The sequence below is a fragment of the Acidovorax sp. 100 genome (assembly GCF_003688355.1).
Classification (GTDB): domain Bacteria; phylum Pseudomonadota; class Gammaproteobacteria; order Burkholderiales; family Burkholderiaceae_C; genus Acidovorax; species Acidovorax delafieldii.
The window spans coordinates 1,730,478-1,744,082 of record NZ_REFD01000001.1 but is presented as its reverse complement, the minus strand read 5'-3'; the positions used below and the strand labels follow the sequence as shown (position 1 = coordinate 1,744,082).

Below are 13,605 nucleotides of genomic sequence, written 5' to 3'. Positions count from 1 at the left end.
CCGGGCCAACCTCCTGGTGGGGAAGTTGCTCTTATTGCACCAGACCCGGCCGGGTTTCGCAAAGGAATTCACCCACAATCGCCCCGAAAGGGGAAATTCGTTGCAGTGTTGCAACATTTCAGTGCGCACGGGCAAAATCACGATTGCTGCATGCAACTCCTGTGCCTTGCCCTGCGGCTTTTTTGTATCCAAGTGCAATTTGTGTTTCGACGCCATTGCCATCCGAGAGCTTTCCATGGACGCTTTTTTGACTGCCGCAGACAACGCGCTGCGCACACTGTTTGCCCAACCCCGCGCTTCCGAACAGACACCGGCACACGGTGTGCCCGAGGCGTCGCTGGATCCTGCGCAGAAAAAGCTGGCGGGAGCCCTGATGCGCGTGAACCATGTGGGGGAAGTGTGCGCTCAGGCACTCTACAGTGCGCAGACGGCCGTCACCCGTGACCCCGCCCTGCGGGACCACCTGCAGGCAGCGGCGCGCGAAGAGACCGACCATTTGGCATGGACACAACAGCGCCTGGACGCACTGGGCGCACGCCCCAGCCTGCTCAACCCTCTGTGGTTCGCAGGGGCTTTTGCGCTCGGACTGGTGGCAGCCAAGGTCAGCGACCGGGCCAACCTGGGTTTTGTGGTGGAGACTGAAACCCAGGTGGCCGCGCATCTGCAAAGCCACCTCGACAGGCTTCCCGAGCAAGACCAGGCGTCAAGGGCAGTGGTCGCCCGGATGAAGCAGGACGAGGAGCGGCACGCAGACCAGGCCCGCGCCGCCGGTGCGCTGGAATTGCCCGCCCCGGTGCGCCTTGCCATGAAAGGCGCCGCGAAGGTCATGACCACCACGGCGCACTATCTTTGAACCCCCAGCTGGCTCACGCAGGCTGCAGGCGCACCAAAACATACGCGCCGCAACCCGCTCAGCTTGGCAGTCCAGACAACTACACGCCGCCCCCTCAGACCTCCAGCACCTCGAAGCCGGTGGTGATTTCGGCTGTCTTGCCCAGCATGATGCTGGCCGAGCAGTACTTGTCGTGGCTCATGGCAATCGCGCGCTCCACGGCGGCCGGGGGAATGCCCTTGCCCGTGACGGTGAAGTGCATGTGGATCTTGGTGAATACCTTCGGGTCGGTCTGCGCACGTTCCGTCGTCAACTTGACGCTGCAGCCACGCACGTCATGGCGGCCGCGCTTGAGGATCAGCACCACGTCATAGGCGGTGCACCCGCCCGTGCCCGCCAGCACGGTCTCCATGGGCCGGGGCGCCAGGTTCTGGCCTCCGTTGGCCGGGTTGGCGGCATCGGGAGCGCCATCCATGGTCAAAACATGGCCGCTGCCGGTCTCGGCCACAAAACCCATGCCAGAACGGGTTCCCGCCCCGCCGGTCCAACTGACTGTGCATTCCATTTGTGTTTCTCCTGTGTGACACGTGGTTTTTTTCGCACGGAAAACCGAAACGAAAAGAATTTGATGCGAATTTTGCTGCATCGCAACAAGACTCGCGCTAAACTTCGCCCATGCGCTGCCGCTTTCGAACAGAAAGGAACCGGCAGGCGGCAAGAAGCCCGAAACCCGGCACTTGCCTCGCACCGATTGTCTCCTCCATCTCCTCAAAGGATGGATTAGCCCCAGGCCTCACGGCCCGGGGCTTTTTTTTGCCCGCTCGCACCGACCCACGGCAGACTGCCGTCCCGGATGCCTCGGCCCCTCGCCAGGGCGACGCCCTATGATGTGGGCCCCCGCCCGCCGCCCTGCGCCGGTGGGGCTCTCCTCCTGCACCTGCCATGACCCAGCACCTCACCCCCGCCGACTACCTCAAAAAAATCCTGACTGCCCGCGTGTACGACGTGGCGGTGGAGTCGGCGCTAGAGCCCGCCAAGAACCTCAGCCGCCGTCTGCACAACAAGGTGCTTCTGAAGCGCGAGGACCAGCAGCCCGTGTTCAGCTTCAAGCTGCGGGGCGCCTATAACAAGATGGCACACCTCACGCCCGAGCAACTGCAGCGCGGCGTGATCTGCGCATCGGCCGGCAACCATGCCCAGGGCGTGGCCATGAGCGCCCACCGGCTGGGCACGCGCGCCGTGATCGTGATGCCCACCACCACGCCGCAGCTCAAGATTGACGCTGTGAAGACGCTCGGCGGCGAGGTCGTGCTGTTTGGCGAGAGCTATTCCGACGCCTACGGCCATTCCGTCCAGTTGGAGAAAGAACAGGGCCTGACCTTCGTGCACCCGTTCGACGACCCGGACGTGATCGCCGGCCAGGGCACCATCGCCATGGAAATCCTGCGCCAGCTGCAAAGCCTGGGCAGCAACCAGCTCGATGCCGTGTTCGTGGCCATTGGCGGCGGCGGGCTCATCTCGGGCGTGGCCAATTACATCAAGGCCGTGCGGCCCGAGATCAAGGTGATCGGCGTGCAGATGAACGACTCGGACGCCATGATCCAGTCGGTGCAGGCGCACGAGCGCGTGACGCTGGCCGATGTGGGCCTATTCTCCGACGGCACCGCCGTGAAGCTGGTGGGCGAGGAAACCTTCCGCGTGGCGCAGGGCCTGGTGGATGACTACATCACCGTCGATACCGACGCCGTCTGCGCCGCCATCAAGGACATCTTTGTGGACACGCGCAGCATCGTCGAGCCGGCGGGCGCGCTGGCCGTGGCCGCCATCAAGCAGTACGTGGCCCAGCGCAAGACCAAGGGCGAGACCTACGCCGCCATCCTGTGCGGCGCCAACATGAACTTCGACCGGCTGCGCTTTGTGGCCGAGCGCGCCGAGGTGGGCGAGGAGCGCGAGGCGCTGCTCGCCGTCACCATCCCCGAAGAACGCGGCAGCTTCCGCCGGTTCTGCGAGGTGGTGGGCGGCCTGCCCGGCGGCCCGCGCAACGTGACCGAGTTCAACTACCGCATCAGCGACGCGGCCCGGGCCCATGTGTTTGTCGGCCTGACCACCAACGGCAAGGGTGAATCGGAAAAGATCGCCAAGAACTTCAACCGCCACGGCTTCGAGGCGCTGGACCTGACCCACGACGAACTGGCCAAGGAACACCTGCGCCACCTGGTGGGCGGGCACTCGGCCCTGGCGCAGGACGAGCGCCTGATGCGCTTCACCTTCCCCGAGCGGCCCGGCGCGCTGCTCAAATTTTTGAGCCTGATGCAGCCAACCTGGAACATCAGCCTGTTCCATTACCGCAACCAGGGCGCGGACTATGGCCGCATCCTCGTGGGCATGCAGGTGCCGCCCGAAGACAAGGCCGCCTTCGACGCCTTCCTGTCCACGCTGGGCTACCCCTATGTGGAAGAAACGCTGAATCCGGCCTACCGGCTGTTCCTGCGATCCAAATAATGCAAAAAAAATGGCTGCAAGCGATTGTTGAGTATGCCTTAGCAGCTATCAAAACAGAAGCATCAAGCCCCTACGGCACACCATGCAAGCCCTGCGCCACTACCTGCTGGCCGTGCAGTTCTTCACCCGCATCCCCGTCACCGGGCGGCTGGCCGGCTGGGTGGGCTACAGCCCCGCCATGCTGCGTGCCAGCGCGGCGCACTTTCCGGGCATTGGCTGGCTGGCGGCGCTGCTGTCTGCGGCCGTGTATGCCGCGCTGCACTGGGCGCTGGCGCCCAACCCGCTGGCCCCGGCCGTGGCAGCGGTGTTCTGCACCATCGCCACGGTGCTGATGACCGGCGGCTTTCATGAAGACGGCCTGGCCGATGTGGCCGACGGCCTGGGCGGCAGCTACGACCGCGAACGCGCGCTGGACATCATGAAGGACTCGCGCATCGGCTCCTTCGGGGCCATGGCGCTGGTGCTGGCGCTGCTGGCCAAGCTCAGCCTGCTGGCGCTGCTGGGGGCACACAGCCTACTGGCCGCCCTGGCCGCGCTGGTGGGGGCGCATGTGCTGTCGCGCTTTTGGCCCCTGCTCATCGTGCGCAGCCTGCCCCATGTGGGTGATACGGCGCGCTCCAAAAGCAAGCCGCTGGCCGACCAGATCTCCGGCCAGGCACTGGCCGCGGCACTTTTATGGTGTTTTCCGCCCCTTGCGCTAGTCGGATATACCCAGACAGCTCTCTTTTTAGTAGCACCCATTGCTCTCAGCGCGCTCTGCGCGGGCTGGATGGCGCGCTGGTTCGCCCGACGGCTGCAAGGCTTCACCGGCGACTGCCTGGGCGCCACGCAGCAGGTGAGCGAGATCGGGTTCTACCTGGGCGCGGCCATCGCACTGCGATGGCTATGACGCCCCCCCCTGCCACCACCAGCAGCCGCCTGTGGCTGGTGCGCCATGCAGCCCCGCTGGTTCCCCCGGGTACTTGCTACGGCGCGTGGGACGTGCCGGCCGACGCGCAGGCCACCCGCGCTGCGGCAGAGCGCTTGGCAACGGCCCTGCCCCCGGGGGGGTGCGCTGCGTACGTGGCGTATTCCACGCTACAAAGATGTGAGCTTCTGGCGCATGAATTACAAGCGCTCAGACCGGATTTGACCTTCACTCCCGACGCCCGGCTGCGCGAGATGGACTTCGGCCGCTGGGAAGGGCAAAACTGGGACGCCATCGGCAAAAGTGCCATCGACACGTGGGTGGCCGGGTTCGCCACCCACACACCCGGCGGGGGCGAAAGCCTGGCCCACATGCTGCGCCGCGTGGCGGCAGCCCTGCAGACCGCCCAGGCGTGGCGCACTGAACAGGGCGTGAATGAGGTGGTGTGGATCACCCACGCCGGAGTGGCCCGCTGCGTGGCCTGGTTGCAGGAGCGGGGTGAGAGCGCTCTGCCCCGCTCAGAGGACTGGCCGGTGGCGGCGCCGGGCTGGGGGGAATGGGAAATCAGGGAACTGGCCTGAAGCTGTAGGCCAGCAGGTGCCTAGTTCTTGAGCGGCATGTCCAGCGTCACCGTAGCGGGCCCACCCATGCTGGTCCCCAGTTGCGCCTGGCGGGGGCCCAGGGCCTGCAACACCAGGCCTTCGTCCACCGCAGCGCCCACGCGGAAGGGCTTGGCGGGCTTGCCGTCCACGGCAATCAGTGCCGCACCGCCGCCGCTGCTGCGCCCCGACAGCACCCCGATCAGCGTGAACCGGCTCGCGGTGGGTGCCACCGGCGCTGCCACGCCAGGGGCTGCAGGCGCAGCACCCAGCAAACGCGCCAGCGCCTGCGCGTCCATGGCCACCGGGGCGGGCGCCACTGCCGGGGCGGAGGAAGCGGACGAAGGCGCCGACAGGCGCAGCCCCCAATAGACCACGCTGGCGCCGGCTGCTGCCCAGAGCACCAGAGTCCCCAGGCGGACGCCCCATTTGCTGTACGTATTGGTCACCATGCGGGGATTATGATTCACGCGATTCGACCATCCGAGAGACCGCCAGCAGTGAACACTTCTTTCTCCCTCCTCGTGCGTTCCGCCCCCCGCCGCGTTGCCAAGTCCGTGGCCCGTGGTTTCACCCTCATCGAGCTGATGGTGGTTCTGGTGATCATCGGCGTGCTGGCCGCGCTGATCGTGCCCAACGTGCTCGAACGTGCCGACGATGCCCGCGTGACGGCCGCCCGCACCGACATCACCAACATCATGCAGGCGCTCAAGCTCTACCGCCTGGACAACCAGCGCTACCCCACGGCCGAGCAAGGCCTGCAGTCGCTGGTCATCAAGCCCACTGCGGGCCCCGTACCGGGCAACTGGAAGCTGTACCTGGAAAAGCTGCCCAACGACCCCTGGGGCCGCCCTTACCAATACCTCAACCCCGGCATCAAGGGCGAGATCGACGTGATGTCGTTCGGCGCCGATGGCCAGTCGGGCGGCGAAGGCAAGGACGCCGATATTGGCAGCTGGCAGTAAAGAAATGTGGCCCCCACGGTCGTGCACTGGCGTGTCACTCCCTGCTCCCCACAGCAGGCTCGCCCTGCGCTTCGCTGGTGCATGGGGCCGGGTCTTGCTTGGGGCGGCCCGGCGCTGCGGCCGTGCGCCTGGTGGATGCGCCGTCACCGTTGCGACCGCCCATCGCGCAGCTCCATGAACCGCTCGCGCGGATTCACCCTCCTGGAGCTGCTGGTGGTCATCAGCATCATGGCGCTGGCCACGGCGGGCGTGGGGCTGGCGATGCGCGATGGCGGACAGACGCAGCTGGAGCGGGAAGCCGCACGGCTGGCGGCGCTGCTCGAATCCGCGCGTGCCCAGTCGCGCGCCGGGGGCATCCCGGTGCGCTGGCGCGCGCTGCCGGGGGGCTTCCGCTTTGAAGGGCTGCCGCGCAGCGCACAGGCCGCCCTGCCCAACCAGTGGCTGGACCCTGGCACCGTGGTGCGCGGGCCGGCAGTGCTGCTACTGGGCCCCGAGCCCCTGATCGGCCCGCAGCAGGTGCTGATCACCCACCAGTCCTCCCCCGACCGCACCCTGCGCATTGCCACCGACGGCGTGCGCCCGTTTTCCGTGGATGCGGTGCAGTGAGGATGCGCCGCCCTCTCATCGGCCACCGGGGTTTCACGCTGGTGGAAGTGCTGGTGGCGCTGGCCATCGTGGCCATTGCCCTCATGGCGGGACTGCAGGCCACGACGGCGCTCACGCGCAACGCCCTGCGGCAGTCCGACATCGTGCTCGCGCAGCTGTGCGCGGAGAACGAGCTGGTCAAGGCCCGGCTCTCGCGCCAGATGCCCAGTGTGGGTGACAGCAACCTGACCTGCGAGCAGGCCGGGCGCCAGCTGCAGGTGGTGACCATCGTGCGGCCCACACCCAACCCGAGTTTTCGGCGCATCGATGCGCAAGTGCTGGACGGGGACAACTCCATCCTGCGCCTCTCCACCATCATTGGAAGGTATTGATGCCCCCCCTGAGTCGCTTCGCGCCTTCCCCCCGTGAGGGGGACGCACCCGGTGGCCTGGCAGAGCCAGTTCCACGGGTGCGCTGGCCTCGCGTCGCGCCCTTTTTGAAGGCCCCGCGCGGCTTCACACTCATCGAGTTGCTGGTCGCGATCAGCGTCATGGCGTTGATCGCCATCCTGAGCTGGCGCGGGCTCGATGGCATGGTGCGGGCGCAGGAGTCCACGCGCCAGCGGGCAGACGAGATGCTGGTGCTGCAGGCTGCGCTGGGGCAGTGGGGTACGGACCTGGACGCCCTGATGCCCGTTGCCAACACCACGCCGCTGGACTGGGACGGCCAGGTGCTGCGCCTCACCCGCCGCAGCAGCGCCGTACCCGACGAGGGTGCGCTGGTGGTGGCCTGGACCCGCCGCAACAACAACCAGGGCGTGGGCCAGTGGCTGCGCTGGCAGTCGCCGCCGGTGCGCACCCGCGCCGACTGGCGGCAGGCCTGGGAGCAGGCCGCCCAGTGGGCGCGCACGCCGGGCGACGCCGAGCGGCGCTACGAGGTGACGCTGCTGCCGCTCGACAGCTGGCAGATCTTCTACTACCGGGGCGGCGCGTGGTCCAACCCGCAGTCGAGCACGGGCACCCCGTCGGGCGACAGCACCTCGGCCATTCCGGACGGCATCCGCCTGCAGATCACCCTGCCCCCGGGCCAGGCGCTGGCAGGCCAGCTGACGCGCGACTGGGTCAACCCCGTGCTGGGCGGAGGCAGGACATGAGCCCCCACCTGAACGCGCGTTGGCGGTGCCAGTGGCACAGACGCAAGGAGCACGGCGCCGCCCTGCTCGCCGCCATGCTCACCGTCACGCTGGTCGCCACCTTTGCGGCGGCCGCGATGTGGCAACAGTGGCGCGCGGTGGAGGTCGAGACGGCCGAGCGCGGCCACGTGCAGTCCACCTGGATCTTGGTCGGTGCGCTCGACTGGTCGCGGCTCATCCTGCGCGAGGATGGGCGCTCCGGCGGGGCCGACCACTTGGCCGAACCCTGGGCCATCCCCCTGCAGGAGGCCCGGCTGTCCACCTTCCTCGCGGCCGACAAGAACGTGACCCAGGTGGACGACGCCAGCACCGACACCACCGAGGCCTTCCTGTCGGGCCAGATCACCGACCTACAGGGCCGGCTGAACATCACCAACCTCGCGGAGGGCGGGCAGGTGCAGGCCGTGGCGCTGCGGCAGTTCACCCGATTGTTCGAGCGCCTGGGCCTTCCCGGACAACAACTGAGCACCCTGATCGACGGCCTGCGCCGCGCGCAAGCGGGTGCGGGTGCCGACAGCGGCTCCGCCCCCCTTCTGCCGCCCAGCGTGACCCAGCTGGGGTGGCTGGGCCTGACCCCGGCCACGGTGACGGCGCTCGCCCCGCATGTGACGCTGCTGCCTGTGCGCACCCCGGTCAACCTGAACACCGCCGACATCAACGTGCTGATGGCCGCCATCGACGGGCTGGACAGCGCCACGGCCCAGAAGATCGTGCAGACGCGCGAGGCGCGGCACTTCCGCACCCTCAGCGACGTGCGCGACCTGGTGGGCGCCAGTATCGACATCAACGAAAGTGCCCACGCCGTGGCCTCTTCGTACTTTGAAGTACGGGGCCGCCTGCGGCTCGGCGATGCGATGGTGGACGAGCGCTCTTTGGTGTGCAAACAGGGCATCGACGTGACCACACTGTGGCGCGAACGCGGCGCCTTCGACCGGGAAACCACGCAACTGCTGCCCGGGGCACAGCGCTGAGGGTGTAACAACCCTCACACTGCACCCACCCGCACCGCCGCTGCGTCACGCCCGCCCCCTAAAATGGCCCGCAAAACCCGCCCATGAGCACCCTGATCCTTTTCCTGCCGCCGGCCCGCCCGGGACCCGCCTCCGAGTACGCCTACACGCTCACGGCAGACGGCCATTCCGCCCTCCAGCACGCCACCGCACCCGCTGCCCTGCTGCCCGAGCCCACCCGCCCCGGCGGCGAGGTCGTGGCCGTGGTGCCCGCACGGGCGCTGTCGTGGCAGCGCGTGACCATTCCGGCCGGTGTGCCGCTGGGCGCCGGCCAGCAGACGCCCCGGCTGCGCTCGGTGCTGGAAGGCCTGCTGGAAGACCGCGTGCTGGACGATGCCAGCCAGCTGCACTTTGCGCTGCAACCCGGCGCACAAAGTCGTGCGCAGGCTGGCGAGCCGGTGTGGGTGGCCGTGTGCGACCGCGCCTGGCTGCGCGAACACCTGCAGGCGCTGGAGGCCGCAGGCCGCCGCGTGGCCCGCGTGGTGCCCGAATTTGCGCCCGGCCCCACGGGCAGCGGCCAGCCCGAGCTGTGTGCCCTGGGCACGCCCGAAGAGGCCTACGTGGTGCTGACCGGCCATGGCGCCGACCAAGGCGTGGCGGTGCTGCCGCTGACCCCTATGGCCCTGACCCTGGCACGCGCCGGCTTGCCAGCCGCCGATAGCGGCGACAACCCAGCCCTCACGGTCCGCGCCGAGCCCGCCGTGGCTGCGCTGGCCGAACGCACCCTGGGCCAGCAAGGCCAACGCATTGCCCTGCACACCACCAGCCAGCGCGCGCTCGATGCCGCCCGCGGCGACTGGGACCTGGCGCAGTTCGACCTGTCCAGCACCAGCAGCACCCGCGCGCTGCGCAAAGTGGGCAGCGCGCTGAGCGCGGCGCTGTATGCCCCGCAGTGGCGTGCAGCCCGCTGGGGCGCGGGCGTGCTGGTGGTGGCGCACCTGGTGGGGCTCAATGCCTGGGCCTGGCAAGAACGGCAGGCGCTGACTGCCAAGCAGGCCAGCGTACGCAACACCCTGACCCAGACCTTTCCCAAAGTGCAGGTGGTCGTCGATGCGCCGGTGCAGATGGAACGCGAACTCGCCCAGCTGCGGCAGGCTGCCGGCAGCGTGTCGGCGCGCGACCTGGAGCCCCTGCTGGCAGCGGCCGGTGCGGCCTTGCCCGATGGCCGCCTGCCCAGCAGCATCGAATACACCCCCGGAGAGCTGCGCCTGCGTGGCGTGACCCTGGCGCCCGATGAAGAATCTGTGGTGTCCGGCCGCCTGCAAGCCGCCGGATACCGCGCCCGCGTGGACGATGGCAGCCTGTTGCTGCGCACCGAGGTGAGCCCATGACCCGATCCTCCGCCCTCCAGGACCGCTGGAAAGCCCTGGCGCCCCGCGAGCAGAACCTGGTGCTGGCCGCCGCCACGGTGGTGGCGCTGGCCCTGCTGTGGTGGGTGGCCGTCGCCCCCGCGCTCGGCACCTTGCGCGCCGCGCCCGCGCGGCACGCCGCACTCGACGCCCAGCTGCAGCGCATGCAAAGCCTGCAGGCGGAGGCCCAGCAGCTGCAGGCCACACCCGCCACCAGCCCCGGCGATGCCGTGGGTGCGCTGCGCACCGCCCTCACGCAGCGCCTGGGCAACACGGCTCAGCTCAACGTGGCGGGCGACCGCGCCACGGTCACGCTCAAAGGGGCTTCGGCCGACGCGCTGGCCCAATGGCTGGCCCAGGCCCGCAGCAACGCCCGCGCCACGCCGCTGGAAGCGCGGCTGACCCGCAGCGCTGCTGCGGCGCCCACCGGCAATGCGCCCATCACCCTGGGCAGCGCGCCCGTGGCCATGCCCCGCTGGGATGGCACCGTGGTGCTGGCCCTGCCCGCCGCCCCGGCCCGCTGACCCGCGGACTGACCTGAACAACACATTCCCCCCGTGGCCCGCAACCTCCGTCCGACACGTCCAGCCCCCCGCTCCGCCCCCCGCACGGCGTGGGGCTGGGCATGGGCCGGTGCGCTGGCCGGCGTGCTGCCCGCCGTGGTGGCCTTTGCGCCCGCGCACTGGCTGGCCGGCGGCGTGGCCCGCGCCACCCAGGGACAGGTGCTGTTGCTGCAGCCAAGGGGCACGGTATGGACCGGCTCGGCCCAACTGGTGTTGACTGGTGGCCAGGCCAGCAAAGACAGCGCCGCCCTGCCCGGCCGGGTGGACTGGCAGCTGCGCCCCACCTGGGGCGGGCTAAGTGCCCAACTGCACGCAGGCTGCTGCACGCCCGAGCCCCTGCGGGCCCAGGTGCACCTGCGCTGGGCCGGGCCGCAAATCACTGTGGCCGACGGCCAGAGCCAGTGGCCTGCGGCCTTGCTGGCGGGCCTGGGCACCCCCTGGAACACCCTGCAGCCGCAGGGGCAGCTGGCACTGCAGACACGCGCGCTGACGGCGCAATGGGCTGCAGGCCGCATGGTGCTGGCGGGCCAGGCCCAGATGGATGCGCGGGCCATGTCCTCGCGCCTGTCCACCCTGCGCCCCATGGGCAGCTACCGGCTGGTGCTGCAGGGCGGCGAGGTGCCCACGCTCGCCCTCAGCACCCTCGACGGGGCCCTGCAACTGAGCGGCAGCGGCCAGTGGGTGGGCAACCGCCTGCGCTTTGCGGGCGAGGCCAGCGCCACCCCCGAGCGGGAGGCTGCGCTGTCCAATCTTCTGAACATCATCGGACGGCGCAATGGCGCGCGCTCCATCATCACCGTGGGTTGAATCTATGACTTTCCTGTTTGCTCCACGCCTGCGCTTCACTCTCAAAACCATAGCAGCCAGCGCAATACTTACCTGCGCCAGTGGTCAGATTGGCGCCCAAACGGCGGTGGACACCCGCACCGGCAGCGTGCGCCCCAGCGAACCCGTCACGCTCAACTTTGCCAACGCTGAGATCGAGGCCGTGGCCCGCACCATGGCCACCATCACCGGCCGCAACGTGGTGGTGGACCCACGGGTCAAAGGCCAGCTCAACCTCGTGACCGAGCGCGCGGTGACGCCTGCCGCTGCGTTCCAGCAGTTCCTGGCCGCGCTGCGGCTGCAGGGCTTCACGGTGGTGGAGGCGGCCGGCCTGTACAAGGTGGTGCCCGAGGCCGACGCCAAGCTGCAGGGCGGCAGCGTGAGCGTGGTGCAGGGCAACGCGGGCAGCGCGCCCGGCGGCGGGCAAATCGTCACGCAGATCTTCAAGCTCAACTTCGAGAATGCGGCCAATCTGGTGCCGGTGCTGCGCCCGCTCATCAGCCCCAACAACACCATCAACGTGAACCCCGGCAACAACTCGCTGGTGATCACCGACTATGCCGACAACCTGCAGCGCCTGGCGCGCATCGTGGCGGCCATGGATGTGTCCAACGCCAGCGATGTGGAGGTGATTCCGCTCAAGAACGCGATTGCCAGCGACCTGGCACCGCTGGTGTCGCGCCTGATCGACGGCGGCAGCGCCAACGGGGGTGCCGCAGCCGCGGCCGCGCCCGGCCAGGCCGACACCGCGTTCAAGACCACCCTGATTGCCGAGCCGCGCAGCAACTCGCTGATCCTGCGTGCCGCCAACCCGGCCCGCGTGGCCCAGGTGCGCGCCCTGGTGGCCCAGCTGGACCAGGCCCCCGCGCCGGGCAGCAGCGCGGCCAGCGGCAACATCCATGTGGTCTACCTCAAGAACGCCGACGCCACCAAGCTGGCCACCACCCTGCGCGCCGCCATGGCGGCCATGGGTGGCGGCAATGGCGGTGCGGCCAGCAGCGGTGGCGGTGCCAGCTCGCCCGCACCCAGCACGGGGCTGAGCACCGGGGGCATGCTGTCCACCAACGGCAGCTCGTCCGGCAGCAGCACCAGCGGCGGCCTGGGCTCCAGCACCAGCGCCATGGGCACCAGCAGCACCAACAACAACCAGCCCTCCACCGGCGGTCAGATCCAGGCCGACCCCACCACCAACTCGCTCATCATCACGGCGCCCGAGCCGCTGTACCGTCAGCTGCGCGACGTGATCGACAAGCTCGACGGCCGCCGCGCGCAGGTGCTGGTCGAGAGCCTGATCGTCGAGGTCTCTGCCAACAAGGTGGCCGAGTTCGGCATTCAGTGGCAGGGCATTCTGGGCAAAAACGGCGATGGCACCGTGGGCGTGATCGGCACCAACTCCGGCGCTGCCGGTGCCAACATCCTGAACGTGACAGCCGCCCTGGCCTCGGGCTCCACCACCTCCATCGCGACGGCGGCCAGTTCGCTGGGCAAGGGCCTGAACCTGGCGCTCGCACCGCGCATCAACGGCCAGTACTACCTGGGCGCGCTGGCGAACTTCCTGCAGAACAGCGGCGATGCCAACGTGCTCTCCACCCCCAACCTGATGACGCTGGACAACGAAGAGGCGCGCATCATCATCGGCAACAACGTGCCCTTCGTGACCGGCTCGTACGCCAACAGCACCGGCAGCAGCACGGTGAACCCGTTCACCACGGTGGAGCGCAAGGACGTGGGCCTCATGCTCAAGGTGCGTCCGCAGATCAGCGAGAACGGCACGGTGAAGATGGCGATCTACCAGGAGGTCTCCAAGATCGACACCGCCACGCTGAGCAACGCCAACGGCCCCACCACCAGCAAGCGCTCCATCGAGTCGAACGTGGTGGTGGACGATGGCAGCATCATCGTGATTGGCGGCCTGCTGGAAGACAGCTACTCGCAAGGCCAGGACAAGGTGCCGGTGATGGGCGACATCCCGGTGCTGGGCAACCTGTTCCGCAGCGAGAACCGCACCCGCAACAAGACCAACCTGATGGTGTTCCTGCGCCCCATTGTGGTGCGTGATAACGCCACCAGCGACGCATTGATGATGGACCGCTACGAGGCCATCCGCGCGCTGCAGCAGACCACCCAGCCCGCGCCCAGCGTGGTGATGAAGTCGGTGTCGGGTGCGCCCATCCTGCCCGCACTGCCACAACGCACAGATCCCGGCGCAGTCACGGTGCCTGCGCAGCCGCTGGCCCCGCTGCCCGCAGAGTCCTCGCCACGCTGAAGGGCCGCCA

15 protein-coding genes are annotated in these 13,605 nt (G+C 68.8%); 13 read left to right on the top strand and 2 right to left on the bottom strand.

Going from position 1 to position 13,605, the window contains the following annotated elements:
- Positions 1–235: 235 nt before the first annotated feature.
- The gene (gene coq7 / locus C8C96_RS08185) at positions 236–853 is read left to right on the top strand and encodes a 2-polyprenyl-3-methyl-6-methoxy-1,4-benzoquinone monooxygenase (protein ID WP_121943928.1); all 618 of its coding nucleotides are present in this window, start codon (positions 236–238) and stop codon (positions 851–853) included.
- 94 nt (positions 854–947) lie between these two features.
- On the opposite strand, the gene C8C96_RS08180 is transcribed toward coq7, so the two are convergent.
- The gene (locus tag C8C96_RS08180) at positions 948–1,397 is read right to left on the bottom strand and encodes an OsmC family protein (protein WP_056745242.1); all 450 of its coding nucleotides are present in this window, start codon (positions 1,395–1,397) and stop codon (positions 948–950) included.
- 377 nt (positions 1,398–1,774) lie between these two features.
- Between C8C96_RS08180 and ilvA the strand changes: the two genes are divergently transcribed.
- The 3 genes from ilvA to C8C96_RS08165 all read left to right on the top strand — a co-directional run bounded on the left by ilvA (position 1,775) and on the right by C8C96_RS08165 (position 4,822).
- Positions 1,775–3,334 carry a threonine ammonia-lyase, biosynthetic gene (gene ilvA, locus C8C96_RS08175; RefSeq protein WP_121941993.1) on the top strand — a complete coding sequence of 520 codons (1,560 nt, stop codon included), beginning with the start codon at positions 1,775–1,777 and terminating at the stop codon, positions 3,332–3,334.
- An 82-nt stretch (positions 3,335–3,416) separates the two neighbouring features.
- Positions 3,417–4,223 carry an adenosylcobinamide-GDP ribazoletransferase gene (locus C8C96_RS08170; protein ID WP_121941992.1) on the top strand — a complete coding sequence of 269 codons (807 nt, stop codon included), beginning with the start codon at positions 3,417–3,419 and terminating at the stop codon, positions 4,221–4,223.
- The gene (locus tag C8C96_RS08165) at positions 4,220–4,822 is read left to right on the top strand and encodes a histidine phosphatase family protein (protein WP_121941991.1); all 603 of its coding nucleotides are present in this window, start codon (positions 4,220–4,222) and stop codon (positions 4,820–4,822) included. The genes C8C96_RS08170 and C8C96_RS08165 overlap by 4 nt, the downstream gene beginning before the upstream one ends.
- 20 nt (positions 4,823–4,842) lie before the next feature.
- Here C8C96_RS08165 and C8C96_RS08160 read toward each other — a convergent pair whose 3' ends face one another.
- Positions 4,843–5,292, bottom strand: coding sequence for a type II secretion system protein N (locus tag C8C96_RS08160; protein WP_056745245.1), 450 nt, complete (start codon positions 5,290–5,292; stop codon positions 4,843–4,845).
- A gap of 72 nt (positions 5,293–5,364) precedes the next feature.
- Between C8C96_RS08160 and gspG the strand changes: the two genes are divergently transcribed.
- From gspG to gspD, 9 genes are all read left to right on the top strand, one after another.
- Positions 5,365–5,805, top strand: a complete 441-nt coding sequence (gene gspG / locus C8C96_RS08155) for a type II secretion system major pseudopilin GspG (protein ID WP_099731210.1) — start codon at positions 5,365–5,367, stop codon at positions 5,803–5,805.
- Positions 5,806–5,979: 174 nt separating this feature from the next.
- Complete coding sequence (locus tag C8C96_RS08150; protein ID WP_056059165.1) at positions 5,980–6,411, top strand: prepilin-type N-terminal cleavage/methylation domain-containing protein; 432 nt, start codon at positions 5,980–5,982, stop codon at positions 6,409–6,411.
- A 2-nt stretch (positions 6,412–6,413) separates the two neighbouring features.
- Entirely contained in the window at positions 6,414–6,782 is a 369-nt protein-coding gene (gene gspI, locus C8C96_RS08145; protein ID WP_056059169.1) for a type II secretion system minor pseudopilin GspI, read from the top strand.
- Positions 6,782–7,543: a type II secretion system protein J gene (locus tag C8C96_RS08140; protein WP_121941990.1), complete on the top strand. Its 762-nt coding sequence runs from the start codon at positions 6,782–6,784 to the stop codon at positions 7,541–7,543. The genes gspI and C8C96_RS08140 overlap by 1 nt, the downstream gene beginning before the upstream one ends.
- Entirely contained in the window at positions 7,540–8,553 is a 1,014-nt protein-coding gene (gene gspK / locus C8C96_RS08135) for a type II secretion system minor pseudopilin GspK (protein WP_121941989.1), read from the top strand. The genes C8C96_RS08140 and gspK overlap by 4 nt, the downstream gene beginning before the upstream one ends.
- A gap of 83 nt (positions 8,554–8,636) precedes the next feature.
- Positions 8,637–9,923: a type II secretion system protein GspL gene (gene gspL, locus C8C96_RS08130; RefSeq protein WP_121941988.1), complete on the top strand. Its 1,287-nt coding sequence runs from the start codon at positions 8,637–8,639 to the stop codon at positions 9,921–9,923.
- Positions 9,920–10,465: a type II secretion system protein GspM gene (gene gspM, locus C8C96_RS08125; protein ID WP_121941987.1), complete on the top strand. Its 546-nt coding sequence runs from the start codon at positions 9,920–9,922 to the stop codon at positions 10,463–10,465. The genes gspL and gspM overlap by 4 nt, the downstream gene beginning before the upstream one ends.
- Positions 10,466–10,498: 33 nt before the next feature.
- On the top strand, positions 10,499–11,311 hold the full coding sequence (gspN, locus tag C8C96_RS08120; RefSeq protein WP_121941986.1) for a type II secretion system protein N: 813 nt from the start codon (positions 10,499–10,501) through the stop codon (positions 11,309–11,311).
- Positions 11,312–11,315: 4 nt separating this feature from the next.
- Positions 11,316–13,595: a type II secretion system secretin GspD gene (gene gspD, locus C8C96_RS08115; protein WP_121941985.1), complete on the top strand. Its 2,280-nt coding sequence runs from the start codon at positions 11,316–11,318 to the stop codon at positions 13,593–13,595.
- The last annotated feature ends 10 nt before the right edge of the window (positions 13,596–13,605 follow it).

Coding starts and splice junctions, on each gene's coding strand:
- C8C96_RS08180 (WP_056745242.1), bottom strand. CDS start 1,397: ATGGAATGCACAGTCAGTTGGACCGGCGGGGCGGGAACCCGTTCTGGC.
- C8C96_RS08140 (WP_121941990.1), top strand. CDS start 6,782: ATGCCCCCCCTGAGTCGCTTCGCGCCTTCCCCCCGTGAGGGGGACGCA.
- gspM (WP_121941987.1), top strand. CDS start 9,920: ATGACCCGATCCTCCGCCCTCCAGGACCGCTGGAAAGCCCTGGCGCCC.
- gspD (WP_121941985.1), top strand. CDS start 11,316: ATGACTTTCCTGTTTGCTCCACGCCTGCGCTTCACTCTCAAAACCATA.
- gspK (WP_121941989.1), top strand. CDS start 7,540: ATGAGCCCCCACCTGAACGCGCGTTGGCGGTGCCAGTGGCACAGACGC.
- C8C96_RS08150 (WP_056059165.1), top strand. CDS start 5,980: ATGAACCGCTCGCGCGGATTCACCCTCCTGGAGCTGCTGGTGGTCATC.
- C8C96_RS08165 (WP_121941991.1), top strand. CDS start 4,220: ATGACGCCCCCCCCTGCCACCACCAGCAGCCGCCTGTGGCTGGTGCGC.
- ilvA (WP_121941993.1), top strand. CDS start 1,775: ATGACCCAGCACCTCACCCCCGCCGACTACCTCAAAAAAATCCTGACT.
- coq7 (WP_121943928.1), top strand. CDS start 236: ATGGACGCTTTTTTGACTGCCGCAGACAACGCGCTGCGCACACTGTTT.
- gspL (WP_121941988.1), top strand. CDS start 8,637: ATGAGCACCCTGATCCTTTTCCTGCCGCCGGCCCGCCCGGGACCCGCC.
- C8C96_RS08160 (WP_056745245.1), bottom strand. CDS start 5,292: ATGGTGACCAATACGTACAGCAAATGGGGCGTCCGCCTGGGGACTCTG.
- gspI (WP_056059169.1), top strand. CDS start 6,414: ATGCGCCGCCCTCTCATCGGCCACCGGGGTTTCACGCTGGTGGAAGTG.
- C8C96_RS08170 (WP_121941992.1), top strand. CDS start 3,417: ATGCAAGCCCTGCGCCACTACCTGCTGGCCGTGCAGTTCTTCACCCGC.